At 59.5% G+C, this 25,184-nt stretch carries 20 protein-coding genes and 1 pseudogene; 12 read left to right on the top strand and 9 right to left on the bottom strand.

The features are described from left to right. Positions 1 to 295 precede the first annotated feature (295 nt). Positions 296 to 1,345: an acyltransferase family protein gene (locus BLU63_RS24415; protein WP_083376457.1), complete on the top strand. Its 1,050-nt coding sequence runs from the start codon at positions 296 to 298 to the stop codon at positions 1,343 to 1,345. Between the two features lie 27 nt (positions 1,346 to 1,372). Here the strand turns inward: BLU63_RS24415 and treS are convergent, their stop codons facing one another. Continuing rightward, the gene (gene treS, locus BLU63_RS24410) at positions 1,373 to 3,439 is read right to left on the bottom strand and encodes a maltose alpha-D-glucosyltransferase (protein WP_083376456.1); all 2,067 of its coding nucleotides are present in this window, start codon (positions 3,437 to 3,439) and stop codon (positions 1,373 to 1,375) included. Between the two features lie 505 nt (positions 3,440 to 3,944). Further along, positions 3,945 to 5,348 carry an MFS transporter gene (locus BLU63_RS24405; protein WP_083376455.1) on the bottom strand — a complete coding sequence of 468 codons (1,404 nt, stop codon included), beginning with the start codon at positions 5,346 to 5,348 and terminating at the stop codon, positions 3,945 to 3,947. A 129-nt stretch (positions 5,349 to 5,477) separates the two neighbouring features. Here BLU63_RS24405 and BLU63_RS24400 point away from each other — a divergent pair, with 129 nt between their 5' ends. After that, positions 5,478 to 6,377, top strand: a complete 900-nt coding sequence (locus tag BLU63_RS24400; protein ID WP_083376454.1) for a LysR family transcriptional regulator — start codon at positions 5,478 to 5,480, stop codon at positions 6,375 to 6,377. 91 nt (positions 6,378 to 6,468) lie between these two features. Beyond that, positions 6,469 to 8,151: a dihydroxy-acid dehydratase gene (gene ilvD, locus BLU63_RS24395; protein ID WP_010455353.1), complete on the top strand. Its 1,683-nt coding sequence runs from the start codon at positions 6,469 to 6,471 to the stop codon at positions 8,149 to 8,151. A gap of 118 nt (positions 8,152 to 8,269) precedes the next feature. Here ilvD and BLU63_RS33885 read toward each other — a convergent pair whose 3' ends face one another. Then, positions 8,270 to 8,995 carry a methyl-accepting chemotaxis protein gene (locus BLU63_RS33885; protein WP_404940707.1) on the bottom strand — a complete coding sequence of 242 codons (726 nt, stop codon included), beginning with the start codon at positions 8,993 to 8,995 and terminating at the stop codon, positions 8,270 to 8,272. Between the two features lie 132 nt (positions 8,996 to 9,127). Continuing rightward, positions 9,128 to 9,883 (bottom strand): annotated as a pseudogene (locus tag BLU63_RS33880) (MCP four helix bundle domain-containing protein); the annotation flags it as partial. Positions 9,884 to 10,110: 227 nt separating this feature from the next. On the opposite strand from BLU63_RS33880, the gene BLU63_RS24385 reads away from it, so the two are divergent. Then, positions 10,111 to 10,971: a CAP domain-containing protein gene (locus BLU63_RS24385; protein ID WP_010455357.1), complete on the top strand. Its 861-nt coding sequence runs from the start codon at positions 10,111 to 10,113 to the stop codon at positions 10,969 to 10,971. Between the two features lie 38 nt (positions 10,972 to 11,009). Here BLU63_RS24385 and BLU63_RS24380 read toward each other — a convergent pair whose 3' ends face one another. The 4 genes from BLU63_RS24380 to BLU63_RS24360 all read right to left on the bottom strand — a co-directional run bounded on the left by BLU63_RS24380 (position 11,010) and on the right by BLU63_RS24360 (position 13,454). Then, the gene (locus tag BLU63_RS24380; RefSeq protein WP_077749483.1) at positions 11,010 to 11,369 is read right to left on the bottom strand and encodes a hypothetical protein; all 360 of its coding nucleotides are present in this window, start codon (positions 11,367 to 11,369) and stop codon (positions 11,010 to 11,012) included. A gap of 392 nt (positions 11,370 to 11,761) precedes the next feature. Beyond that, entirely contained in the window at positions 11,762 to 12,262 is a 501-nt protein-coding gene (locus tag BLU63_RS24370; protein WP_077749509.1) for a CinA family protein, read from the bottom strand. 71 nt (positions 12,263 to 12,333) lie between these two features. Then, positions 12,334 to 12,606, bottom strand: a complete 273-nt coding sequence (locus tag BLU63_RS24365) for a hypothetical protein (protein ID WP_077749485.1) — start codon at positions 12,604 to 12,606, stop codon at positions 12,334 to 12,336. A 125-nt stretch (positions 12,607 to 12,731) separates the two neighbouring features. Next, positions 12,732 to 13,454 (bottom strand): cysteine hydrolase family protein, encoded by a 723-nt coding sequence (locus BLU63_RS24360; protein ID WP_083376452.1) that lies wholly within the window; start codon positions 13,452 to 13,454, stop codon positions 12,732 to 12,734. A gap of 152 nt (positions 13,455 to 13,606) precedes the next feature. Between BLU63_RS24360 and BLU63_RS24355 the strand changes: the two genes are divergently transcribed. The 6 genes from BLU63_RS24355 to katG all read left to right on the top strand — a co-directional run bounded on the left by BLU63_RS24355 (position 13,607) and on the right by katG (position 22,224). Further along, positions 13,607 to 14,500, top strand: a complete 894-nt coding sequence (locus BLU63_RS24355) for an AraC family transcriptional regulator (RefSeq protein ID WP_083376451.1) — start codon at positions 13,607 to 13,609, stop codon at positions 14,498 to 14,500. A gap of 135 nt (positions 14,501 to 14,635) precedes the next feature. Then, positions 14,636 to 15,208, top strand: coding sequence for a hypothetical protein (locus BLU63_RS24350; protein ID WP_083376450.1), 573 nt, complete (start codon positions 14,636 to 14,638; stop codon positions 15,206 to 15,208). A 389-nt stretch (positions 15,209 to 15,597) separates the two neighbouring features. Then, positions 15,598 to 16,896, top strand: a complete 1,299-nt coding sequence (locus BLU63_RS24345; protein ID WP_083376449.1) for a sialidase family protein — start codon at positions 15,598 to 15,600, stop codon at positions 16,894 to 16,896. Next, entirely contained in the window at positions 16,893 to 17,507 is a 615-nt protein-coding gene (locus BLU63_RS24340; RefSeq protein ID WP_010455373.1) for a hypothetical protein, read from the top strand. The genes BLU63_RS24345 and BLU63_RS24340 overlap by 4 nt, the downstream gene beginning before the upstream one ends. Positions 17,508 to 17,538: 31 nt before the next feature. Continuing rightward, the gene (locus BLU63_RS24335; RefSeq protein ID WP_077749489.1) at positions 17,539 to 19,575 is read left to right on the top strand and encodes an LTA synthase family protein; all 2,037 of its coding nucleotides are present in this window, start codon (positions 17,539 to 17,541) and stop codon (positions 19,573 to 19,575) included. A gap of 390 nt (positions 19,576 to 19,965) precedes the next feature. Then, positions 19,966 to 22,224, top strand: coding sequence for a catalase/peroxidase HPI (katG, locus tag BLU63_RS24330; protein ID WP_077749490.1), 2,259 nt, complete (start codon positions 19,966 to 19,968; stop codon positions 22,222 to 22,224). A gap of 122 nt (positions 22,225 to 22,346) precedes the next feature. Here katG and BLU63_RS24325 read toward each other — a convergent pair whose 3' ends face one another. Then, complete coding sequence (locus BLU63_RS24325) at positions 22,347 to 23,096, bottom strand: glucose 1-dehydrogenase (RefSeq protein ID WP_077749510.1); 750 nt, start codon at positions 23,094 to 23,096, stop codon at positions 22,347 to 22,349. 197 nt (positions 23,097 to 23,293) lie between these two features. Between BLU63_RS24325 and BLU63_RS24320 the strand changes: the two genes are divergently transcribed. After that, positions 23,294 to 24,217 carry an AraC family transcriptional regulator gene (locus BLU63_RS24320; RefSeq protein WP_083376448.1) on the top strand — a complete coding sequence of 308 codons (924 nt, stop codon included), beginning with the start codon at positions 23,294 to 23,296 and terminating at the stop codon, positions 24,215 to 24,217. A 97-nt stretch (positions 24,218 to 24,314) separates the two neighbouring features. After that, on the top strand, positions 24,315 to 25,130 hold the full coding sequence (locus BLU63_RS24315; RefSeq protein WP_083376447.1) for a DUF1206 domain-containing protein: 816 nt from the start codon (positions 24,315 to 24,317) through the stop codon (positions 25,128 to 25,130). Positions 25,131 to 25,184: the final 54 nt, after the last annotated feature.

Raw genomic sequence — 25,184 nt, 5'->3', positions numbered from 1 at the left:
TCGGCGTGGCGGAACGCATTCAGTGTCAGGGCCCGTGGGAGGAAAGGGATTGCCCGGATTGCGGGCGCTATCGGGTGTCCGATGAGCTCCTTTTGAACTTGATGGATCAGGGCCAGATCTTCGATATAGACAAAACCAGACGTTGGCTCGACAGCCGACGCAAAGAAGAAGGCATGACACCTTCAATAGAACTCCACGAAGCGCTACTGCTGCTATAGCGTTCAGCCCGGATCAAATTTCAATCGGCAACGTGGTCAGTTTCCATTCAGCGCTAACACGTCTGGAGCGCATAGACATGATCAAAGGCCGGCTGAAAGAACTGGACTTGCTGCGTTTTCTCGCGGCAATCGCAGTCGTGTTTTTTCACTATGCTTTTCGGGGGTATGCAAAAGGCGACATGTCAGTAATGCCCTACCCGTTGTTGGCCGAGCCTGCCAAATACGGTTATCTGGGCGTCGAACTGTTTTTCATGATCAGCGGATTCGTCATTCTGATGACCGCTTCGGGCAATAACCTCAAGGCATTTTTTATATCCCGTGTCGTTCGTCTCTGCCCTGCTTTCTGGGTGTGCTGCACCCTGACGTTCCTGATCACACTTGCCATCGGCCGGCCAAGATTCACGGCTGATATTTACCAATACATGATTAACATGACATTCCTTGGCGACTTGATGGGTGTGCCACCGATTGACGGGGTCTACTGGTCGCTGTTTGTCGAAATAAAGTTCTACCTGATGATCTCCATTCTGTTGGGCTTCAAGAAAATAGAAAAAATAGAGACCTTCCTCGTACTGTGGCTGTTGGTCTCCGCCACCGCAGAAGTCCTGGCTTTTGAAAAGCTGCGCTCGATATTAATTACCGATTACGCGGCCTATTTCATCGCGGGCTCGACGTTCTACATTATCTGGGCCAAGGGATTCACAACGACACGGGTGCTCCTGTTGGCAGGGTCATTGGCATTGGCCAACTACACCGCCATTGCCTGGGCCCAACTGCTCGAATCAAAATATTCAACCGAATTCGATCTTCTGATCGTATGCGGCATGGTTACCCTGTTCTTCATGACCTTTCTTTTGATCGCAACGAATAAAACGGCAGCCATCGGTGCATTGAACTGGACGGCATTAGGCGCGCTCACTTATCCCCTTTACCTGCTCCATCAAATGATCGGCTTTATGATCTTTAACCTTGCCTATCCGGCGATGAACCCGCACGTACTACTGTGGGGCACCATCGCCTTGATGATCAGTGCGTCTTACATCATCCACAAAAAGATAGAAACGCCCATGGCCAGGCAGATCAAGAAAATCCTTTCATTGTCCTTCAAGCGTGTCGAAGCTGATTAGCGCCCAACTGGGCGCCAACCGACGCCCTCAAATCATCGGCGAAGTGCTCACGACGCGCAGTGCCAACCCTTCGTAGGCATCCAGCGTAATGGTGAAATCACCCTCAGGCGTGAGATCACCTTCGACTCGCTCGTTGATGATGTCGACCACCGGGCCCGGCGCAATATTGGGCAGGTGCAAGGTTTCGGTGATCGGCGTCGAGCCGAAGTTCAGCGCAGTGATTTGCGTGCCTTTACCGGCCGGCAATTCGTGGACCATGACCAGCAGGCCCGGGTGCTGGACATCGGGAATCAGGATCTGCCGACTGGCGGCGATATCGTAAGCGCGGCGCGCGGCGAGGATCCTCTTGAGTTGCGAGACGAACGAATCGGAGTCCTTCAACTGGCTGGGCAGGCTGCCGTACAAAGTTTTCGGCCGTGGCATTTGCCCTGCGGACAGCGGTGCGTCCGGATTGAGGTCCACCAGGTCGTAGGCGCCACGATGAATCCAGCGCGTGTCGCCGTCACCCATCAAATGCTCAACCTGTTCCGCCGGCAACGGCAGCGCGCCGACCAGGTCCCAGCCGGACAGCGCAAACACGCCCGGTTGCATGGCGTTGTACATCACCAACAGCAAATGTACCTGGCGAATCTGTTGGATGTCCGCCTCGGTGATAGCGTCGAGATCACGAATTCCCAGCGCTGCCGTGATGATGCTGGCGGTGGTGCAAGACACGCCGTTGGTGACAAATTTCAGGTTGTAGGGCGCGTGCTCGCCCGCCAGACGTTCGTACATCTGCTCGCGAATGTGTTCACGCAGGATGTTGCCCGGGAAGCTCTGGCCCTGATAGAGGTAGGTGTCATGGGCGTGCAGCGTCCAGAAATGCACCAGCTCCAGGGTCAGCTCGTCGTGGTTTTGCAAGGCATGGATCAGCGATCCCGGGTCGATGCCGAGGGTGTGCATCTGCCGCAGCATCAAGCGCAGGAACTCGGTGTCGCCCATCAGCAGCGCGTGCTGGTAGGCCGGTCGGGTGATGAAGTCATAGGAAAGGTCGGCGCCGCCATGGGACATGTTGGCGATGTCGTCGACGGTCAGGTTGAGCTCCTGGAAACTGAAACCGCCGGCCTTGCGGATCGCCCCGGCCAGCAGCTGGTTACCGGTGATCGATAACGGGTGGCTTTCAGACCAGGCCGTACCGTCGAGCTTGCGCTCCACGCCGAGGAATCCGTTGGCGTCCAGGCGCAGGATTTTCGCGCCCATGACGTCAATGGCGTGCAGCGCATCGCCGATGATCATCTGCTGCGCGGCGAAGGTCGGGTCCAGCCAGTTCAACGACGGCTGCCCTTCCTTGAAGTAATGCAGATAGACCCAGCGTCGCGGCTTGCCATCGACGCCGATCACGATTGGCGTCGCGCTCCAGTCGGTCTCCTTGACCCCGGGTTCGAAGAAAATCACCCGTTGCAACTGGCCGACGATGTAGTGCTTGTCCCGGAGCACGTCGACCTGTAGCGGACTGAGATTTTGCGCATCACGGCCATCGGCGATGTCCGGCAGCAACGGCCAGTCCTCTTCGCGGATTTCGACCATGTGGTAGAGGCCCGGATAGTCTTCATAGGCCATCTCGGCCAGGCGGAAGTCTGCGCCTTTGCCGGTGTGCGAAGGGATCACGTCATCGATGATCACCGCATTGTGCGCGGCGGCCATGCGCACCAGCGCCTGGAGCTGCGCCTCGGTGCCCAGTTCCGGGTCGATCTCGAAACTGACGCGGTCAAAATTGCCGTCAATGGTCGGCGTGCGTTGGGTGCCTGTCAGGCCGCCCGACATTTTCAGCGGCCCGTTGTGAATGCCCTGGATGCCGATTTTCGACAGGGCATGCCATAAGGTTTCGTCGCCCAGGGCTTCCAGCACGCTGCCGTCTTCGCGGGTGACGATGGACGCCGGGTAGGCGGTGAACCACACCGAGGCCAAGGCGGAAGCATCACGGGGCCGGGTATGGGCGTAAGGCTGTTGCCACAGTCGACCTTGCCCCGAATAGAGCTTGGCCCGCTGCCTGGCGGCATGCAGCATCGATTGTTCAACCAGCCAGGTCACATGGTTTTTGTCAGCCGCGGTCATAAAAGCAATCACCTGTTGTCGGGGAAAAAGTGCGCGTGGCCATCCCATGCGTACCTGCACCGATGGACCCGTCCTTTTCATATGAGGCCCTGGGTCGGCATTCGTTGCATCACGCGGTGACGATTCAGAATCCGCTTGCTGTTGCAAGTCATACCTGTGGGTGAATCCTTAACACCTATATATCCCTTCGAAGCAACCTAGGCATAAGTGACGTAATTTCGCCTCTGTTGCGGTACGCGTGTAGCGGAAGGCGGGTCTGATCGTTTGATGCAGAACCGTGTTGCCGACGGTGGCTTTGATTTCGGTTCCGACACGAACTCGGACTTCTGCTACGCCTGCCGCTGATCAAGCACCCATTCAATGCTCGACAACAAAACCCCTCACCACAAAAGCTCCACGCTCAGGTGAACAGCAAGACGTCCACAAGGGGCTTTTTCAGTTCCTGAATAACGCTTCCCAAACGCCCGCCAACCCGTTTTTTTGGCGGGCGTTTTTTTCTTCTGCGTTACGCCACCACGGGTTCTCTTTTCAGCGCGGGCAACGCAATGGCGAACGCCAGGCCAATCAGCCCCGCCGCGACCGCAAAGGTGATCGCCATGCCGTGGGCGACCGCTTCCGGGGCTGCATGGGTGATGTCGGGCGTCGAGGACGCCAGCGCAAACACCGCGCCCATGACCGAGGCGCCGGTGATGAGGCCGAGATTGCGTGACAGGCTCAACAGTCCGGCAATGACGCCGCGCTGATCCTGGCTCACATCGGTCATGATCAACGTGTTGTTTGCCGCCTGGAACAGCGCATAACTGGCAGTCATCACTGCAATCGGCGCGAGGTAGCCGATGATGCCGACACGCGCCGGGATCAGCGACAACACGCACGCGCCGAGCGCCATCGCGACGAGCCCCGCCACCGTCATGCGCCGGGCGCCTAAACGATCCACCAGACGACCTGCAGGGACGCCAGCCAATGCAGCCACCAGCGGACCGACGGACAACACGAGCCCGACCAACGCAGCATTCAAACCGAGTGCGCCCGAGAGATAAAACGGCCCGACCACCAGCGTCGCCATCATCACCGTCGAGACAAGCATGCTCATGGCCAGGCTCGCGCTCAATCCCCGATCACGCAACAGCGCCAGTTTGATCAGAGGCGATGCAACTGTCGCCTCGACGAACAGGAAAACGCCTGCCCCGGCAACAGCGATGAGCAATAACGCAAGGTTCAGCGAACCCCAATCGCCTTCGCCCCATGTCATGGCCAGCGCATACGCACCGAGCGTCAGGGCCAGCACCAGCGTGCCGACCAGATCGAATGCGCCGCGCTGAACCTTCGGCGCTTGGCGATCGGCGGGCAAATAGCGATAGGCGAGCACAGCGTTCAAAACACCCAGCGGCAGGTTGACCAGGAAAATCGCCTGCCAGCCGAAGCCGGAAATCAACACGCCGCCGAGCGACGGCCCCAGCGTCGTGCCGATCGCCGACACCGTGCCGAGCAATCCCATGGCGCTGCCGGTCTGCGCCTTGGGCACCGTCTCACCGACCAACGCCACGGTGAGCGCCAACATGATCGCGGCGCCCAGACCTTGCACGGCCCGGGCGGCGACCAGCCACCCCAGCGACGGCGCCAGGCCGCACGCCAGCGAAGCCAACGTAAAAATGGCGATGCCGGCGAGCATCAAGCGGCGACGACCGACGATGTCGCCCAAACGTCCAACACTGACGATCAAGGTGGTTATCGCGAGCAGATAGGCCAGGACGATCCACTGCACTTGCTGGAATGAAGCGTCCAGTGCCTGGGACAAGGTGGGCAAGCCTGCATTCGCGATGCTGGTGTCGAGCGAAGGCATCAGCATCGACAGCGAGAGGCTGGCCAACGCCCAGCGGACCGAACCGGAGGATGCGATAAGTTTCATGGTAGGGCTCACTTGTGAACTGTTGACCTTCAGCGTATGCCGGCGCCTGACAAGGCGGAAGACGCACCGTTTGCACTTGATACCTGCATACAACGCCATGTCACCATCCGGCCGTGCTAACGTTAAAGCATGACGACCCCCGACCTGAACCTGCTGATTACCCTCGATGCGCTGCTCACAGAAGGCAGTGTGGCGCGTGCCGCCCAACGACTGCGGCTGAGCCCGTCGGCGATGAGCCGGGCGCTGGCGCGACTGCGTGAAACCACCGGCGATCCCCTGCTGGTCCGCGCCGGTCGCGGCCTGGTGCCGACACCCCGGGCACTGGAACTGCGCGAACACGTCAGCCAACTGGTGCAGCACGCCGAAGCGGTACTGCGCCCCGCCGAGCAGCTGGACCTCAAGCACTTGGTACGCACCTTCACCCTGCGCACCAGCGACGGCTTTGTAGAAAACTTCGGGCCGGCGTTGATTGCTCGCCTCAGCGAAGAAGCACCGGGGGTACGGCTGCACTTTTTGCAGAAACTGAACCAGGACAGCACCCTGCTGCGGGACGGCACGGTCGATCTGGAAACCGGCGTTGTGGCGGACACCACCAGCCCGGAAGTGCGTACCCGCGCGTTGTACCAGGACCGTTTCATCGGCGTGGTACGGCCGGGGCATCCACTGAGCAAGGGCAAGATCACGCCCGCCCGGTATGCGGCCGGCCGGCATGTCCTGGTCTCGCGGCGCGGACGGGACCAAGGGCCAATGGATGATGCGTTGGACACGCTTGGACTGACCCGTGAGATCGTCACCATCGTCGGCGGTTTTTCCGCGGCCCTGGCGTTGGCCCGGGCCTCGGACCTGATCGCGACGGTGCCCGAACGCCACACCCACACGCTGCGCGCCGGCCTCCACAGTTTTCCCCTTCCGGTCGCCACGCCAGTGATCACCATTTCAATGCTCTGGCACCCGCGAATGGACGCCGATGCCGCGCACCAGTGGTTGCGCGGATGTCTTCGGGCGGTGTGTGCGGGATCGCTGGATTAGCAAACTGATTTTTGTCGCCGCCGGGTCTAGACTCTATGCGTTGCTTCGGGCCACACCGGTCGGGCCAGCGATCTGGATAGAAGGGAACGTCATGAGCGACAAAGACAATTTGCGTAAGTACTCCTCTCAAGTGGTCGACGGCGTGGAGCGCGCGCCCGGCCGTTCCATGCTGCGGGCCGTGGGCTTCACGGATGAAGACTTCAAGAAACCGCAGATCGGCATCGCCTCGACGTGGGCGATGGTCACGCCGTGCAACATGCACATCGACAAGCTGGCCATCGAGGCCGAAAAAGGCGCGAATGCCGCGGGCGCCAAGGGCGTCATTTTCAACACCATCACCATTTCCGACGGCATCGCCAACGGCACCGAAGGCATGAAGTATTCGCTGGTGTCGCGGGAAGTGATCGCCGACTCCATCGAAGTGGTGGCCGGTTGCGAAGGCTTCGACGGGTTGGTGACCGTGGGCGGTTGCGACAAGAACATGCCGGGGTGCCTGATCGGGATGGCGCGGCTGAATCGCCCGTCGATCTTCGTCTATGGTGGCACCATCCGCCCGGGCGCTGGCCACACCGACATCATTTCCGTGTTCGAGGCCGTGGGTCAGCACGCCCGGGGTGACATCAACGAGATTCAGGTCAAGCAGATCGAGGAAGTGGCGATCCCCGGCCCCGGCTCCTGCGGCGGCATGTACACGGCCAACACCATGGCCTCGGCCATTGAGGCTTTGGGCATGAGCCTGCCCGGTTCCAGCTCCCAGGACGCCGTCGGCAGCGATAAAGCCTCGGACAGTTTCCGCGCCGGCCAGCAGGTCATGGAGCTGCTCAAGCTGGACCTCAAACCGCGCGATATCATGACCCGCAAGGCATTCGAGAACGCCATCCGCGTGGTGATCGCCCTCGCCGGCTCGACCAATGCCGTGCTGCACCTTTTAGCCATGGCGCATGCCGTGGATGTCGAACTGACGCTGGATGATTTTGTCGAGCTGGGCAAGATCTCCCCGGTCGTGGCCGACCTGCGTCCCAGCGGCAAATACATGATGAGTGAACTGGTGGCCATCGGCGGCATCCAGCCGCTGATGAAACGCATGCTCGCAGCCGGCATGCTGCACGGCGATGTGTTGACGGTGACCGGCAAGACCCTGGCCGAGAACCTGGAAAACGTGCCCGACTACCCCGAAGGCCAGGACGTGATTCTGCCGTTCGATCAGCCGGTCAAAAAGGACTCTCATCTGGTGGTGCTGCGCGGCAACCTCTCGCCGACGGGCGCTGTGGCCAAGATCACTGGCAAGGAAGGTTTGCGCTTTGAAGGCACGGCGCGCGTGTATCACGGTGAAGAAGGCGCGTTGACCGGGATTCTCAATGGCGAAGTCCGGGCCGGCGACGTCATCGTCATTCGCTACGAAGGCCCCAAGGGAGGGCCGGGCATGCGCGAAATGCTCTCGCCGACGTCGGCAGTCATGGGCAAAGGGCTGGGCAAGGATGTCGCGCTGATCACCGACGGCCGCTTCTCCGGTGGCTCCCATGGTTTTGTGGTGGGGCATATCACGCCGGAAGCCTTTGACGGCGGGCCGATTGCGCTGATTGAAGATGGCGACAGGATCACCATCGATGCTGAGACCCGGCAGATTACGGTGGATGTTTCAGACGCGGAATTGGCCGAGCGCAAGACCCGTTGGGTGCGGCCGGAATCCAAATACAAACGCGGGGTGTTGGCCAAGTATGCGAAGACTGTGTCAAGTGCTTCGGAGGGTGCTGTGACGGATAAATATCTTTAAGGGATAGGTTCTGCGCTGTCTGATCTGGCGCATACGCGAGCAGACCCGCTCTTGCATGGGGTCTGTTCGCGAAGAGGCCTTCAATAACACCAAGAATCAATGGATCAGTGCACAAGCCTCAAAGCCGAAACCGATCCACCGACTGCGACAGCTTGCCCGCCAAGGTCGACAGCTCATCAGTCGTCGAAGCCGTCTGACCAATAATCTTGCTGTTGCCCTCCGACATCCCGGCAATCATGTCCACCTGTTGGGCAATTTCGTTACTGGCCAGGCTCTGCTCGCCGATCGTGCGAGTGATGTCATTCACCAGCTCAGTGGTATTGAGCGTGGCTTCGAGGATTTCGCGGATCGCGCGCTCGACGTCGGCGGTCACGGCCATGCCTTTGTCGACCTGCGCCACGCCCGCCTCCATGCTGGTCACCGCCTCGCGGGTGCTTTGCTGGATGCGCGCGACCATGCTGGCAATTTCCTGCGTGGAGGCACTGGTGCGTCCTGCGAGACTGCGGACTTCGTCGGCCACCACGGCAAAACCACGGCCCTGTTCACCGGCGCGAGCAGCTTCGATGGCGGCGTTGAGGGCCAGCAGGTTGGTTTGATCGGCGATTCCCTTGATCACCTGAATGATGCTGAAAATCCCCTCGGACTCCTTGTCCAGCGTGCGGATCACCTGGGCTGACTGCTGCGCCGAACGCGCAATGCCATCCATATCATTGACCACCTGATGAATCACCCGACCACCGTCCTTGGCCAATGCCTCGGCCTGGTTGGCCATGTTCAGCGCGCGTTCGGCGTGACGGGTGACTTCCTCGATGCTGGCAGTCATCTCACTGGCGGCAGCGGCCATGGTGCTGGCGGCGACGCTTTGCTGCTGGCTGCTGTCCGCAACCTGATGGCAGCCACTGCTTAACTGCACGCTCATGCCGCTGACGCCATGCGCATTGCTGCGAACCACCTCGATCATGCCGCGCAAGTCACGCTGCATGGTCGCCAGGCTGCGGATCAAGGCGCTCGCTTCGTCATTGTGGGTCGGTTCGACAATCGGCTCGCTGAGGTTGCCATGGGCGATGCTTTGGGCAATGCGGCTGGCGGTCTGCAACGGCCCCATGATGCTCAAAATCACCCAGCGTCCCTGGATCAGCAGTAACAACAGGCTGGCGATCAGCACGATACCCAGCGTGAAGTTGGCGCTGCTGATGGCCTGCTCGGTGTTTTTACTGGTCTGTTGGGTGCTGGTTTCGATCACCTCGCTGAGGGCTGCCATCTGGTCTTCCAGTTGGCTGAACGCGGTATTGAACGTGCCGAGTTCCTTTTGCGCGGAATCCGGATTTTCCAGCGCCAGACCGACAATGCGCTCGGCGGCGCTGATGTAGGTGTCGAGGCTCGGCTTGACCTTGCTCAAGCCCGCCTTGATGGTGTCGTTGACCGGCAACTTGAGGTTTTCACCCAGCACTTCACGAAAATGCGCCGCATGCTCCTCGATGGAGCTGTGCACCTCGGCTTTGCTGCTGGTGCTTTTGCCCAGTCCGACCACCATCGCGGACAGCACATCGGCGCGCAGTGCGTCGTGCATCATGTCGGCTTCGAGGTGATTGCGCAGCGCGGTCAAGCTGACCTCGTTGTCCTTCACCGCTTCGGCCATCCGGGTGTTTCCCACGTAACTGACCAGGCTCACGATCAGCGCGGTGAGCAAGCTCGTACCAATCAGCAGCAACAAACGTAATTTTATAGACATGGGGTAGCCCTCTCGGTACGTCGCTTTTATGAACACGTTATCGGCGGCGCCCGCCACTCTTTGATGCCTGACGCCGGACTTTCAGTGTTTTGCGACATGCGGTAGTCACCGCCGCTGTCTCCAGCGCAAATTTCCCCTCTTCACGCCTGAACCTAGTGCCTGAACGCAAGTCTTAGCCGAGCCGTGAATTCCCATTGCCGCTGTCATCTCATCAGAGCTGCCGTCCCATGCGCCAACCTCGCCTTGCCTTGCGTTTTGTCTCGCTCTGTTTCATGCCTTTGCTTGCTTTGTTTGCCAGTCCTGCTTATGCCAGTGGTGAACGGCAACTGGTGGAAGCCATCAACGACTACCGCGCCCACCCGCAACGTTGCGACAGGCGCCCGGCCCAACGTTTGGCCCCGCTGTCATTGAAGTCGAACCTGGCGTTGCCGATTGGCTATGGCGGCGGTTTGCGCGATCGATTGAAGGCTTCAGGCTATGCAGCGGTGACGGTGCGCACCCTGCGTGTGGTAGGCGCGCAGGACGCCGACGAAGCGTTTGACCTGTTTCAGGACGAGTATTGCGGGGCGCTGCTGGATAACCAGTACGCCGACATTGGCGTCAGTCGAGCCCGAAGCGAGTGGCAGATCGTGCTGGCGCAACCCGTTCTCGATAGCCGTGTGGGTGATTCGCGTGCGGCGAGCAAGGGGCTGTTGGCGCAGGTCAATGCCGCCCGGGCCAAATCACGGATGTGCGGTCGTCAGCGCTACCCCGCCGCACGACCGCTGAGCTGGAACCCCGCCCTCGGCGCCGCGGCGCAAGGGCACAGCAAGGCCATGGCCTATGGCAATTACTTTGCACACCGTGACCCCGACGGTGATGGCCCGGCGGATCGAGCAAGGGCCGCCGGTTACCGAGGCCGGCAGATCGGCGAAAACATCGCTGCCGGGCAGAGCTCACCGGGCAAGGCAATGGCAGGCTGGCTGGCCAGCCCCGGGCATTGCGCCAACTTGATGAACCCGATGTTTACCCAGGTGGGCGCGGCGTATGCAGCAGACGCACGCAGTGATGAAGGGGTTTACTGGACGATGATGTTTGGTGCGCCGTGATCCTGATTCTGCGCTGACGCTTCCGATTCGCTCCAGGGCTAGCGCTTGCGCGCCAGGCGTTGCTGCCAATTGCCGCCATTGGCGCGCTGGCATTGTTCTTCAGAATCAAACTGCACATGGGCCGCGACCGATCTGACGTGTACATCCGCTTCGCTTAATGCTGTAGCCGTCAGTTCGACCATGCGTTCGCCCTGCCCGCTCGCCAGCGCCTGATCCTTGTTGGCCTGGGTGTCGAAAACCCAGACAATCCTCAGGCTGGAAGGAAACTCCTCATAATCGACTTCGTGGGTCAGCCATTCAAAGCCGACGATGTGCGCTTTGGCCGTTTCACACGCCTCAGTCAGGGTGGCAATCAGGCGACGCTCGATGTGTGCTTGATCGCGTTTGCTTAAACCCATGGGGAATCCTTTGATGGTCGAAATGTTAAACCGCTGTCAATCGTTCACTTCTTGGGGCAATCGATGCTCCCTGCCAATCAAACCGATTTCGCCGGACTCCAGGGGTTCCTGAGTCGGCCCACAAAAGGCCCCGCCAGCCACTGTCTGATGGAAGCGACAAGATCGGCAGAGCCCGAAACCCGGTACATTTTCCCCTTGTTGAATAGTCCTCAACAGCTCCAGCCGCAACCCTTCCAGATCCTCTGATCGAGCGCCCATGCGCTTGGCGGTAGCGACCAGGTCATCCAGAGGCATCCCGTCGTCCAACAGGGCCCAGATCGTTAGCGCTGATGGTTTTGTTCATGCTATCGAACCCCGACTCACTCGAACGGGATAACCGAAGTGTTCATCATCTAGCCCCGCTCGCCGTTGAGCATGGCCTGATGAAACGTCGGCAATTCTTTCAAAGCATACAACGACGCCTGCTGAAGCACGGACTCCCGACTGCCAGAAAATCGCTGTTTGCGGCTGAATACCGCCATTTCCTGCCCTGCCATGAAGGCCCATGCAAAGCAAACCGTGCCGGCTGGAATACCATCAACATCCTCTGGCCCCAGCAGCCCTGTCGTGGACACCGCCACGTTGGCCGGGCTGTCACGCAGCGCGCCGATGGCCATTTCCCGAGCCACTTCGCAGCTGGTGAGATTAAAGGTCTCGATAGTGATTGCACTGACTGCGAGCAAGCGTTGCTTGGCCTCGGGTGAGTAAACCACGTAGCCGCTTTCAATCAGCTCACCGCTGCCGGGCACCTGGGCCAGCAGCGTGATGATACTGCCCGCCGTGCAGGATTCTGCGGTGGTCAGCCGCAACGACTGTTGACGCAGATAATCGACGACTGTTTCAACGATCGACATCGCACTTAACCCGTTTTCCGTGTTTAACACCGAATCAAACTTCAGCCTCAGCTGTGCACCGGCGAAGCTCATCAACCGCTCCTCTTTCTTAGTGCTCGGTGATAATCCTCGCCCGCGATGGCGCGCAGATACGCTTGATCGGCCTCAACCCTGAGGTCGCGCCATTCCTGCCAGCTCACGATTCCCAGGCGATCCATCTCGTCAGACTGGCGAATCAGCTCCTCGTGATACGCATCGGGGCACTCCATGCGCAGCTTCAAGTCCTCAAGGACAAGATGCCAGGTGTTGAGCGCACGCAGCTTTTGCTCTTGCGCCGGAGTCAGCAGATTGGCAAACGAGTGCATGGCAGCGCCCCCCGAGAGTTCTTTCAGAATGGATCAATCCATCGTGAAAGCGGTTCAGGTGCACCGACCAAAGGCAGTTTTTCAAGGCTGCGCCCCAATGGTGAGACGCAGTCCATTGCCATAGCTTATTTCCCCTTAAGAAACTCGACCGTTTGCGCCGTACTCCACAACGCATTGGCGATGTAGCGATAGTTGATCAGCGCTGCCAGGTAGCCATCGCCCTCGGGAGTCGTCGGGCCGGCGGTGGCGTCCCGAACCACGGTCACTTCGAAGCCAAGCTCCAGCAGTTCACGCAAGTGCGACTCGACACAGAGGTTCGCCGCCATGCCCGCCAAAATGATTTGCGACACGCCGTGCTTGCGCAGCTGCAACGCCAGGTCATTGGTTTCCGGGCCGTACACCTTGTGCGGTGACGCGATGATGGTTTTGCCGTCGAGAATGTAGGGCTTGTACTCGGGCATGAAGTCGGCACCGGAGTTCTCGAAACCGTCGAGGGTCAGCGGCCCCTTGCGATCAAACATGCAGATACTGTGCATGACCTTCTCAAGCGGTCCGCCGAAATGCCAGTCGTGGTCACATGGATAGTAGTAGTGCGGCGAAACGGCGACCGTGATGCCCGCGCCCTTGGCGGCCGCAAACAGCTGGCCGATGTGCTTGACGGTATCGTGCTCGACGATGCTTTTTCCAAACACGCCCCAGCTCACGCCTTCGGGGCTGAGGAAGTCGATTTGCGGATCGATCACCACCAGCGCGGCCCGCGAGAGATCAAGCTTCATGCCGGGATCTGGCAGCGCAGGCTCTGCCGGGTCTGCATACTGGGGGGCGATGCGGTTCGAATCGTTGCTCATGACAGTGGACTCCGGTCGATAACAGGAAAATCGCTCTGCGCCATGGCGCCCGGGTGGGGCGTTGTCTACCATCGGCGAGAACTTCATCCTATTGCCCTGCCCTGCGCGGCTTTTGCCTGGACGTGCAGAGTCTTTACCCGGTCGTCTCTATCATGGATATCCTGTCCGAATTCTTCGAACGCACCAACCTTCAGGGCAGGCTGTTCTTCTCTGGCAGGGTCGATGGCACGCTGGTGCTCGACAAGCCTCCTGGCATGGCGTTCATCCATGTCATCAGTGAAGGCGGGATCGACATGGTGCAACCCGGCCTGCCGAAGATTTCCATCACCGAACCCAGCGTGTTGTTTTGCCCGAGCAGCTGCCGCTACCAGTTGCGCGCCAGTTCGGCACACGGCGCCGAGCTAATCTGCGCCTCGTTCCAGTTCGGGCGCAACGCCCTGCAACCCTTCCCTCTGGGCCTCAAGGAAACACTGGTTTTCCCGTTCAGTGAACTGCAGAACATCACGCCCGTGATCGGCTCACTGCTTGCCGAATTCAAGGATCAGGCCCCCGGCAGAACCAAAGCGCTCAACCTGTTGCTTGAGTACATTTTCGTGGTGTTGGTGCGCCGTTCGGTCGTCGAGCAAAAGATTTCCAGCGGCCTGCTTTATGCGCTTCAGGATGGGCGACTTGGGGCGGTTTTCCAACGTGTTCACCAGGAGCCGGAGGCGCTGTGGACTGTCGAGAAACTTGCTGGCCTGGCGAACATGTCCCGGTCGAAATTCTCTGCGTACTTCACGCAGATCATGGGTGCATCACCAATGGGCTACGTGACGGCCTGGCGGATGAAAGTGGCCCAGGACCTGCTACGCGACGGGGTTCAGATCAAAGTGGTTGCCGCATCGGTTGGATACAGCTCGCAAGCTTCTTTCTCCCGTACTTTTCTCAACGTGATTGGCTGTCCACCGGCTGAATGGTTGAAACGTGATGCCGCTGGGGAGGTGCCGCGGGTGACCGCGCGCGTGCAGCGGGTTCGGTCGGATGACGCGGCAAATGAAACTGCGTGAGCTCGCGCTTTTGTGTCTTCTAGCGCCTTGAGTTTTATACTTCTGTCCCGGTGGCCAATACACCGGGGTGCGGTATCACCACCTCCCATGGAAGACGTCCGCGCACGACAAATCAATCGAATGGAATCCATCACAATGAGTTTCACTGCTATACAAAAAGTCTCCACTAAAGCCTGGTTCGCGCTTGCGGCCCTGGTGACAGTTCTAAGCGGCATTGCAACGATTTACGCCACGTTTCACGAAACCAACCCCAACAATCCCCGCTTCATAGGTCGCTGGACGACCGATTACACCTACCCGATCACCAACGGCACGTTCGAATTCAAGGGAATGACGGAGTACTTCCGCAACGGACGGTACAACGTCAATGGCGTTGTCTTTGTGGACGGAACCGTTGAAGCCAAACCTTACCGGCTTGAGTACAGCGTAAACGGAGCCGGCAGCTGGACGGCCGATTCCAGCCTGCTTTCGTTCACATTGGCTGACATGAAATCAATTCCCAAGTCTTACGTAATCAACGGCACAGCCATTTCCCCCTTGCTGGTTGCCAAGTTTGCCGGGCCCTCCTTGCCAAACTTTAGCGACGGCTTAGCGTCCGGCGCTTCCGACGAACTCAAAATCCTGATGATCAAGGACAATGAGATAACGCTTGAGGGTAAAGACCCGGCAGGGAATGCCTTCACCCTACAGACGTACAGACAGCGCTAGGTTTCAGCAGAAAAAGCGTTTGTGCCTGTGCTGCTGTCTTCGCGGGCAAACCACGCTTCCACAGAGATAGGGGTCGATCACGTCTTGTGTGAACGACGCAGGTCAACCGTAGGAGCGTGGCTTGCCCGCGAAGAGGCCGGAACAAACAGCACATATTCCGAAGACGTCCCTGTTACCGCCCCAGCCTTTGCGACCAACGGCGTAATTCACCTCAAGCCCGCCACAATCCCTCTGGCCCGACAGTCTCCGGCGCTCAATCAAACTGAACGCGACGACATGGCTGGCCGCTACAAATACCTGCTTACAATTTAGCCAGTCATAAAACCCGATCGTGTACTAACGAGTGTTAGTTTGGCCGCCTTATCGGTCCATGAGATGCCAACGTAGTCATGCGCATCAAACTTCCCAGTTTTCCTGCCTTCTGTGCTTACCTTCTACTGTCCTGCCTGTTTGCGACCGCGTGGATCATCAATCCTGCCAATACGCACTCTTCCTTTGCCCTGATCAGCCCCGTGATGGCAGTGGCCGGCAAAGTGGCCAAGCCCATCTATACCAGCCGTTTCGCCTCCTCCGGGTTGGTGGATTTCGTGCATTCCTCGGCGGTCACCGCACTGCCCGACGGCAGTCTGATGACGGTCTGGTTTGCTGGCTCCCGCGAAGGCGCAGCCGATGTACAGGTGCGCTCCGCTCGGTTCGACTCGAAAACCGGCGAATGGGGTGCTGAACAGGTATTGGCCACTCGGGACTCGACCCAACAGGGCACTCGAAAATACATCCGCAAGCTGGGCAACCCAGTGGTGGCGCTCGCGCCGGATAATCGGGTGTGGTTGTTCTACGTGTCCGTGTCCATGGGTGGCTGGGCCGGTAGCGCGGTCAACGTGATGGTGTCCGATGACTTCGGTGAACATTGGTCCGCTCCGCGCCAACTGATCACCTCGCCCTTTCTGAACATCAGCACCCTGGTCCGGTCGGCACCGGTGTTTCATGCCGACGGCTCCATCGGCCTGCCGGTCTATCATGAGTTCCTGGGCAAGTTTGCCGAGTACCTCTACCTGAGCGCAGACGGCGATGTAATCGACAAATTCCGCATCAGCCACGGCATGAATTCATTGCAACCCGCGGTGGTGCCGCTGGATGGCCAGCGCGGCATCGCCTTGCTGCGTTATGCCGGCAACACCCACCACCGTGTCCTGGCGACCCGCACTGAAGACGCCGGGCAAACCTGGAGCGAACCTTATCCGCTCGACCCCTCGAATCCGAATTCCTCGTTGGCTGCCGTCGCAACACCCGAACATGGGTTGCTGGTGGCGCTCAACGACCTGCAGGAGGGGCGCTTCAAGCTGAGCCTGTATGGGACCGACGCCAAAATGGACGATTGGCGCTCATTACGCGACCTGGACAAATCCCCGGATCCACTGGGCGCGCCATTTTCTCCCGAAGCCTACAAGGAGATCATCGGCAGAGAATTCCGCGGTTCCAGCGGCGCACGCCGCCATTCACTGGAAGCGGAGTTCCTGGATAACCTCGACAACCGTGTCTGTAAAACCCAGGGGTGTGAATTCGAATACGAATACCCGTATTTCATCCGCAGTCCTGACGGTATGTATCACTTGGTTTATTCCTGGAACAACACCTTCATCAAGCACGTCACCTTTAACGATGCATGGCTTAGCGAGCGCCTCAAATGATCAGCCTGTGGCAAGCCCATCTCAGCTTCGCAATGATCATCTTCCTGCTGCTGCCGTCGTTCGGCTTGTCCAGGAACTGGCGGATCGCACTGCTGGCCGCCTTGCTGGCCGTCAGCTTCTTCTCGCCGGACGGCTTGTCGTTGGCCGCGTATTTGCGCAGCTACATTGATGACCTTGCGATCACCACCCTGGTGTTCATGGCGTGGGGCTGCTTGCGTCGACTGGACATGCTGCCACCGGCACGCGGCAAAACCGGCGTATTGATCCTCTTCGCCGCGATGGCCCTGGTGTTGTACCCGGCCACTCTGGGCATGAGTGATGTGGACCCCTATCGGTTAGGCTACAGCCCGCGCCCCATGTTGATTTTCTTCGCAGTGCTGACGCTGGGCCTGTTTTACCTGCGCAATGGCCTGGCCGTCTTGATGCTGGCCAGCGCAACCCTGGCCTTCATCGCCGGGATCAAACCTTCGCAAAACTATTGGGATTACCTGGTTGATCCGCTGTTGGGTCTGTATTGCTGCGGGGCACTGCTGACGCTTGCCCTGCGCTGGACCTATCGCCGCTCAAGCAAGCGGCGCGGTGCAGTGAGCGACGAACTCAAATCCGTTTGAGATTTAACGACTTTTTAACAGGGGAACAAGGATGGGTTGGCTGCACTCGAGACGTTTACATTATTGGCTAGGCGCTACAGCGATTGCGTTTGTGCTGTTTGCACTGCTGAGGATGGCGTTCTTCTTCGGCTTTTCCGGGTTCGAACCCAAAGCCCTGATCGACACAAAGGGCGTCTGGGAAACCCTGAGCATCGGCTTCAGTTTCGATCTGCGCCTGGCCATCCTGACCATGTTGCCGTTGGCGCTGCTGGCCTGGATGCCTCGCTGGAACCTGCTCCGCAGCCGCCTGCTGCGCCGTATCGCACGCGTCTATCTGGTCGCCGCCCTGAGCGTTTTGCTGCTGATCTACATCATCGACTTTGGCCACTACGCCTACCTGGGCGTGAGGATCAACGCCACCGTGCTGCGCTTCATCGAGGATGCGCAGATCTCCCGCGACATGGTTTGGCAGACTTACCCGGTAATCTGGATTTCACTGGGCTGGCTGGTAACGATCGCGCTGGTGACACTGGCCCTGGTGCGTCTGGAACGCGTCACGCTGGACCGCCCTCGCAAAGCCATTCGCAAGCTCTCCGCGACGTGGGGCGGTGCGTTGATGGTCGTCCTGGTGCTGCTGGGCATTTTGGGTCGTGTCGAAAACATGAACCTTGAAAACCCCGTTCCGTTGCGCTGGAGCGATGCGTTCTTCTCGGGTAATAACCAGATCGCCGCACTCGGCCTGAACCCGGTGCTGTTTCTCTACGATACGGGCAAAGTCGGCCAATCGCGTTATGACGAGGCGCAAGTGCGCGAACATTACGCGGTCATGGCCAACTACCTGGGCGTCGACAAACCCGACCCCCAGACCCTTGATTTCGTGCGGCACCAAGCCCCCCAACCGTACAAAATCCCGGGCTCACGTCCCCCGAACGTGATGTTCATCATGCTTGAATCGCTGGGCACCAGTGCCGTCGGGGCCTACGGCAACCCGATCAATCCGACGCCCAACCTCGATCGGTTGGCCACTCAGAGCTGGTTCTTCGAGCACTTCTACGTACCCGTAACGGGGACCGCGAAAACCGTCTGGGCCAGCATCAGCGGGGTGCCTGATGTCACGCGACAGGAAACCGCGACGCGTAATCCGCTGATCACCCAGCAAAACACGCTGATCAATGCGTTTACCGGTTACGAGAAGATCTACACCATCGGCGGCAACTCCGGCTGGGCCAACATGAATGCCCTGATCCGGCAGAGCATCGACGGCGTGCGTCTGTTCGAAGAGCGGGACTGGAAATCGCCGGTGGTGGACGTCTGGGGTATTTCCGATCTGGACCTGTTCAAGGAAACCGACCAGATCCTGCAAGCACTGCCCAAGGACAAACCGTTCTTTGCCTATGTGCAGACGGCCGGCAACCACCGTCCGTTCACGATCCCAAAAAGCAATGACGGCTTCGAGGTCAAGCACCCTACCCTGGCCGAAGTGCAGGCCGCCGGATCGCGCAGTGTCGAGCAGTACAACGCCGTGCGCCTGCTGGACTTCAACCTCGGCCGCTTGATGGAAATCGCCAAGGCCGGTGGCTGGTACGAAAACACCATCTTCGTGATGTTTGGCGACCACAACACCCGTATCGCGCAGATCCCGTTCCTGGCACCGGCCTACGAGCAACTGGGCCTGGAGAGCAACGCGGTGCCGATGATCATCCACGCACCAGGCTTGATCGGGACGCGCCAGGTCAAGGAAGCGGTCGGCCTGGTGGACCTGCTGCCCACCGTGGCGGGGATGGCCGGCCTTGAGTTTCGCAACAGCGGCATGGGCCGTGATATCCAGCAGCCCGCGCGCGAGGGTGAACGCGTGGTGCCGCTGGTATTGCGTGAGGGCACGTTCCCGCTGATTGCCGGCGTGACTCAACACTACATGGTGCAGATGGAGCACGACGGCAGTTCGCCGACCCTTCACGACCTGGCCTCGATGACGCCACGGGACAACGTTGCCGAGAAAAACCCTGAAGAGTTCAAACGCCTGTCGGCGCTGACCCGCGCCATGCATGAAACCTCACGGTTGATGCTGTACCAGAACGTTCGAAAGTAACCGTTCAAGCCCCGCAAACCCGCGTCTATGCTCCAGATAGACGCGGGCCCTCCCCGCGACACCCGTAAAAGACTCTGTCTATTACTCCCCAATACTCCACCTATTAGCTGACTTCCCAAGTGGGGTCTAACCTGTATCCAGCGCTGGCGGAACAAGCTGGCCGGTTTAGTGCTGATAAGGAGACAGGAATGAGTCCGAAGCTTGACTAGGCCACCCGTGGGCCACCGCGCAGGCAACTCGATTGCCGCAGTTCAGAATTCCCGTGTGGTCCAGACAATCAGTTGATCCAACTGTGGGTCCTGCAGCCTATGTCATTGAATTCGCTCGTTGCTATCTAACGCCCACCCCGGGCCGATAGCCGGATGAAACACGACCAAAGGTAGCTCACACATGGCAAATGAATCGAAATGCCCGTTCAATCACGCCGCTGGCGGTGGCACGACGAACCGCGATTGGTGGCCGAACCAACTGAATCTGAAGATCCTGCACCAGCACTCGTCCCTGTCCGATCCCATGGACGAGGGCTTCAACTACGCCGAAGAATTCAAGACCCTGGACTTTGAGGCGGTCAAGCGCGACTTGACGGCGCTGATGACCGATTCGCAAGACTGGTGGCCAGCGGACTTCGGTCACTATGGACCGCTATTCGTTCGCATGGCTTGGCACGCCGCAGGCACGTACCGCACGGGCGACGGTCGGGGCGGCGCCGGCTCGGGCCAACAGCGCTTCGCACCGCTCAACAGCTGGCCGGACAACGTCAGCCTCGACAAGGCGCGCCGGCTGCTCTGGCCGATCAAGCAAAAGTACGGTCGCAAAATTTCCTGGGCCGACCTGATCGTCCTTACCGGCAACGTCGCGCTGGAGTCCATGGGCTTCAAGACCTTCGGTTTTTCCGGTGGCCGTGCGGACGTCTGGGAACCCGATGAAGACGTCTACTGGGGCTCGGAAAACAAATGGCTGGGCGGCGACACCCGCTACGGCAAAGACGACAATGCTCCCGTGGAAGCACCCGGTGACGGTCCACTCGTGGCCGAACCCGGTAAAAACGAGGAGAGCCGTACCGAGCACGGTCGCAACCTCGAAAACCCGCTGGCCGCCGTGCAAATGGGCCTGATCTACGTCAACCCCGAAGGCCCGGAAGGCGAGCCAGACCCGGTCAGATCCGCCATAGACATCCGCGAAACCTTCGGCCGCATGGCAATGAATGACGAAGAAACCGTGGCGCTGATTGCCGGCGGCCACGCCTTCGGCAAAACCCACGGCGCCGGCCCCGCCGACAACGTAGGCGCCGAACCTGAGGCGGCGGGCCTCGAAGCACAAGGCCTTGGCTGGAAGAACAGCTTCGGCACCGGCAAAGGCCCGGACACCATCACCAGCGGCCTGGAAGTGACCTGGACCACCACACCCACCCGGTGGAGCAACAACTACCTGGAAAACCTGTTCGGCTTCGACTGGGAACTGAGCAAAAGCCCGGCCGGTGCGCACCAGTGGGTTGCGAAAAACAACGCGGGCGCCGGCACCATCCCGGATGCTTTCGACCCGTCCAAACGGCGTAATCCCACCATGCTGACCTCAGACCTGGCCCTGCGATTCGACCCGATCTACGAACCGATCTCTCGGCGCTTCCTGGCCAATCCGGATCAGTTGGCCGACGCCTTCGCCCGTGCCTGGTTCAAACTGATCCACCGTGACATGGGCCCCCTCTCCCGCTACCTCGGCCCGGAAATGCCCGGCGAAGAACTGCTGTGGCAAGACCCGATCCCAGAGGTCGACCATGCTTTGGTCAACGACAGCGACGTCGCAGCGCTCAAGAGCAAAGTGCTTGCCTCGGGCCTGAGCGTCTCGCAATTGGTATCAACAGCTTGGGCAGCGGCTTCCACCTTCCGTGGCTCCGATAAACGTGGCGGCGCCAACGGCGGTCGTCTGCGTCTGGCGCCGCAGAAATCCTGGCAAGCCAACCAGCCTGAGCAACTGGCGAACGTGCTGGCGAAACTGGAGAGCATCCAGAGCGAGTTCAACAACAGCGGCAAGAAAATCTCGCTGGCGGATTTGATCGTTCTGGCGGGTAATGCAGGTGTCGAACAGGCCGCAAAAAATGCCGGCCACAGCGTCACCGTGCCGTTCACACCCGGGCGGATGGACGCCTCGCAAGAGCAGACGGATGTCGAGTCTTTCGGCTTCCTCGAACCCATCGCCGATGGCTTTCGCAACTACCTCAAATCCCGTTACAGCGTGTCGGCCGAGCATCTGTTGATCGACAAGGCGCAACAGCTGACGCTCACCGCGCCAGAAATGACCGCGCTCGTGGGTGGTCTTCGCGTGTTGAACACCAACGTCGGGCAAACAAAACACGGCGTGTTCACCCAGCAGCCAGAGGCATTGACCAATGACTTCTTCAAGAACCTGCTGGACATGGGCGTGGAATGGAAACCGACCTCAGAGGCCAACGAGGAGTTTGAAGCACGCGATCGCAAAACCGGTGAGTTGAAGTGGACCGGCACGCGGGTTGATCTGGTCTTCGGCTCTCATGCGCAATTGAGGGCGCTGGCTGAGGTGTACGCGAGCAGTGACGCGAAAGAGAAGTTTGTGAAAGACTTCGTGGCGGCGTGGACCAAGGTGATGAACCTGGATCGCTTTGATGTGAAGTGATGCCGTTGTTGAATCTGTGACGCCTGAAAGGGGCCACCTCGATCCAGTGATACGGAGAGGGGTGGCCCTTTTGTCATTTGCGGGTGCCTGTCACCCCGCACCGGTCGCAATCATCACAGTATTCAGTAACCCACTCCACGAACACCACCCGATGCCCGAATGGATTCGCCGGTGACCCAATGCGAGTCGTCGGATGCCAGGAAAACGGCCAGCGGCGCAATGTCTTCGGGCTCACCGAAACGGCCAAGCGGCGTACCGGCGATCAGCTGTTCACCAAACGCTCCGGCGAAGTTGCCCTCCGTCGCCGGCGTATTGGTGTGACCGGGCAAGATCGAGTTGACCCTGATCCCTCGCGGCCCGAGCTCTCTGGCCAAGGCAAACGTCAATGTATCAACCGCGCCCTTGGTGGCCGAATAAACGCTGGAGGCCAAGTAGGGATCGGTGCTGAGAATTGAGCTGATGTTGATGATGCTGCCCGAGGGGCCAAGCAGCTTGACGGCTTCTCGGACCGCCAGGAGATACCCGAGCACATTCAGATTGAATTGCTGGTGGAACGCGTCCTCGGTGAGGTCTTCGATCATTTGAAATACCGCGACGCCCGCATTGTTCACCAGAATATCCAGCGCCCCGAAGTCCGCCTTGACCGTGTCGAACAGGCGGACCACATCGGCTGATTGGCTGATATCCGCCTGAATGGCGACGGCTTTACCGCCCTGCCCCTGAATCTGCGCGACCACCGCATCGGCGTCGGCTTTGCTCGACGCGTAGTTCACAACGACCGTTGCTCCTGCCGCGCCCAATGCTTTGGCAATACCTGCGCCGATGCCTTTCGATGCGCCCGTGACAACAGCAATTTTTCCTTCAAGTTTCATGAGGCTGACCTTTACCTGAGTTGATTGATCCATCGCAGGTCTGCCTGCCATCAGGTTTTGAAGGCCTGAACGCAACCTGCCGCTTGCCCCCAGTATCCGGGCAGGCGAAGGACAAACGTTTGCCAGTTGTTATCGAATGCTTGCCTATTCTTCTCGCATGGCTTGCCCTGCTCGCGGCGATGGCTCATGTTCAGCGCATGAATCCTGCGATCGAAGAACTGCGCCGCCTCGTGATGCGCGCGGAAAACAAGTGGACGGACACCGGGCTGCCGCGTGTGACGATGGTCCAGGCGGAGGCGTGTGCGAGCCAGGTGTATCAGCCGATGCTGCACCTGGTGCTCCAGGGTGCGAAAACCTTGTCTATCGGCGATCAGGTTTATCAGTATCTGCCGATGACTTACTTCCTCGTGCCGGTGGACGTGCCCGCCACCGGTGAGATACACCCCGGCGGACCAGGCTTGCCCTATCTTGCGATCAGCCTGACCCTGGACCCGAACGTCATCGCGACGCTGCTGGCAACCGACATCAAGACGACCGCGCCGCCACCCGCAAGCCGCTTTGCGGCGGTGCCGGCACAGGCTGAAATGATCGACGCCTGGTTGCGCATGATGCGGCTGATGGACCGCCCAAACGAAGCCGCGGTACTGGCGCCGATGCTTGAGCGGGAGATTCTGTTTCGAGCCTTGCAAGGACCGCTAGGGCCGATGTTGCGTGAAATTGCTCGCCCGGATGGCCGTCTGGCGCAGATACGCCGCGCCACCCAATGGATCCGTGAGCACTACACCGAACCCTTTCGCGTCGAGCCACTGGCGACCATGACCGACATGAGCGTTGCGGCGTTTTATCGGCATTTCAAATCCATCACAGGTATGACGCCCATTCAATATCAAAAGCGCCTGCGCCTGCTCAGGGCTCGCTGGTTATTGCTGTTCGACCCTCGCGATGCTGCTTCAATTGCCTTCACCGTGGGGTATGAAAGCGCATCACAATTCAGCCGGGAATATGCACGCCTGTTCGGCATGCCACCGGCGCGTGATGCTGCAAGGTTCAGGGCGCCCGTTGTCCCGGGTGATACTGAGATGACAACACTTGATCTGCAGCCTGAGCTTAATCCTGCCTGACAATATCGACCGAGGGGTTGGTCGAACCCTATCTTCAATCGAACCCCTCCACGCCTGAAAGGTCTGCTCCTGTAGTACTTCTCTGGAATGAGCTCTCATGTCTGCGCACCAAAGCCTTGTTGTACTCGCTCGGGGAGGCTATGCCGCTCGCGGCGTTCTTTACCTGATCATTGGCATCTTCGCGCTGCTGGCGGCTCAAGATTCGACAAAACCCAAAGACAGTCACAGGAGCCTGGAGGCCGTGTTAAGCCAGCCTTTCGGTTACGTTTTAGTCGGATTGGTGGTGGCAGGCCTGCTCGCCTTCGCCTGTTGGCGAGTGCTGCAAGCCCTGCGCGACGTTGATCATCACGGTCACGAAATGAAGGGGTTGGTCATTCGGGCAGGACTGTTGGCAGGAGGTTTGGTCAACGGCGCGCTGGCGTTTTTTGCGTTGGGCTTGCTCATCAGCGGCATCAGCAGCTCGGGCGATTCCGGCGGTGGGCAGACCAAGGATCTACTGGCGCACCTGTTGTCCTGGGAACACTCGAATGTCGTGGTCTACCTCGTCGCGCTCATCCCTCTGGGCGTAGGCATTGCTCACATCATCAAGGGCTGGAAGTCGTCGTTTGAGAAATATTTCGAAGCGGACGAAGACGTCATGCGCTACGTCCGTCCGGTGTCTCGATTCGGTCTTATCGCCCGTGGCGTCGTGTTCATCGAAATAGCGCTGTTGCTGATCATCAGCGGCTCCCGCTATAAAGCCATGGACCCGCCCGGAATGAAGGAGGCCCTCGATGCGCTGCAGAACCTGCCGGCCGGCGGCGTCATCTTGATGGTGATGGCCCTGGGATTGATCGCCTTTTCGGTGTACAGCTTGTCCGAAGCCGCCTGGCGCAAGATCAACATGGATGTGCCAGGCGTACCGGGCGCCTAGCGGCATGAATGGCCGACCGGTTTTTACAACCCCCACACAGCTGACCTCAACGAA

It is taken from the genome of Pseudomonas mandelii (assembly GCF_900106065.1).
GTDB classification, from domain to species: domain Bacteria; phylum Pseudomonadota; class Gammaproteobacteria; order Pseudomonadales; family Pseudomonadaceae; genus Aquipseudomonas; species Aquipseudomonas mandelii.
Note: the sequence above shows the minus strand (reverse complement) of the source record. Positions and strands in the feature narration are given on the sequence as shown.

Bases quoted from the DNA above. Each gene is read 5' to 3' on its own strand.
- BLU63_RS24400 (WP_083376454.1), top strand. From the start codon at position 5,478: ATGACGACCCCCGACCTGAACCTGCTGATTACCCTCGATGCGCTGCTC.
- BLU63_RS24405 (WP_083376455.1), bottom strand. From the start codon at position 5,348: ATGAAACTTATCGCATCCTCCGGTTCGGTCCGCTGGGCGTTGGCCAGC.
- BLU63_RS24360 (WP_083376452.1), bottom strand. From the start codon at position 13,454: ATGAGCAACGATTCGAACCGCATCGCCCCCCAGTATGCAGACCCGGCA.
- BLU63_RS24325 (WP_077749510.1), bottom strand. From the start codon at position 23,096: ATGAAACTTGAAGGAAAAATTGCTGTTGTCACGGGCGCATCGAAAGGC.
- BLU63_RS24320 (WP_083376448.1), top strand. From the start codon at position 23,294: ATGAATCCTGCGATCGAAGAACTGCGCCGCCTCGTGATGCGCGCGGAA.
- BLU63_RS24355 (WP_083376451.1), top strand. From the start codon at position 13,607: ATGGATATCCTGTCCGAATTCTTCGAACGCACCAACCTTCAGGGCAGG.
- treS (WP_083376456.1), bottom strand. From the start codon at position 3,439: ATGACCGCGGCTGACAAAAACCATGTGACCTGGCTGGTTGAACAATCG.
- BLU63_RS24350 (WP_083376450.1), top strand. From the start codon at position 14,636: ATGAGTTTCACTGCTATACAAAAAGTCTCCACTAAAGCCTGGTTCGCG.
- BLU63_RS24315 (WP_083376447.1), top strand. From the start codon at position 24,315: ATGTCTGCGCACCAAAGCCTTGTTGTACTCGCTCGGGGAGGCTATGCC.
- BLU63_RS24340 (WP_010455373.1), top strand. From the start codon at position 16,893: ATGATCAGCCTGTGGCAAGCCCATCTCAGCTTCGCAATGATCATCTTC.
- BLU63_RS24345 (WP_083376449.1), top strand. From the start codon at position 15,598: ATGCGCATCAAACTTCCCAGTTTTCCTGCCTTCTGTGCTTACCTTCTA.
- BLU63_RS24385 (WP_010455357.1), top strand. From the start codon at position 10,111: ATGCGCCAACCTCGCCTTGCCTTGCGTTTTGTCTCGCTCTGTTTCATG.
- BLU63_RS24415 (WP_083376457.1), top strand. From the start codon at position 296: ATGATCAAAGGCCGGCTGAAAGAACTGGACTTGCTGCGTTTTCTCGCG.
- BLU63_RS24365 (WP_077749485.1), bottom strand. From the start codon at position 12,606: ATGCACTCGTTTGCCAATCTGCTGACTCCGGCGCAAGAGCAAAAGCTG.
- ilvD (WP_010455353.1), top strand. From the start codon at position 6,469: ATGAGCGACAAAGACAATTTGCGTAAGTACTCCTCTCAAGTGGTCGAC.
- BLU63_RS24335 (WP_077749489.1), top strand. From the start codon at position 17,539: ATGGGTTGGCTGCACTCGAGACGTTTACATTATTGGCTAGGCGCTACA.
- katG (WP_077749490.1), top strand. From the start codon at position 19,966: ATGGCAAATGAATCGAAATGCCCGTTCAATCACGCCGCTGGCGGTGGC.
- BLU63_RS33885 (WP_404940707.1), bottom strand. From the start codon at position 8,995: ATGGCCGCTGCCGCCAGTGAGATGACTGCCAGCATCGAGGAAGTCACC.
- BLU63_RS24370 (WP_077749509.1), bottom strand. From the start codon at position 12,262: ATGTCGATCGTTGAAACAGTCGTCGATTATCTGCGTCAACAGTCGTTG.
- BLU63_RS24380 (WP_077749483.1), bottom strand. From the start codon at position 11,369: ATGGGTTTAAGCAAACGCGATCAAGCACACATCGAGCGTCGCCTGATT.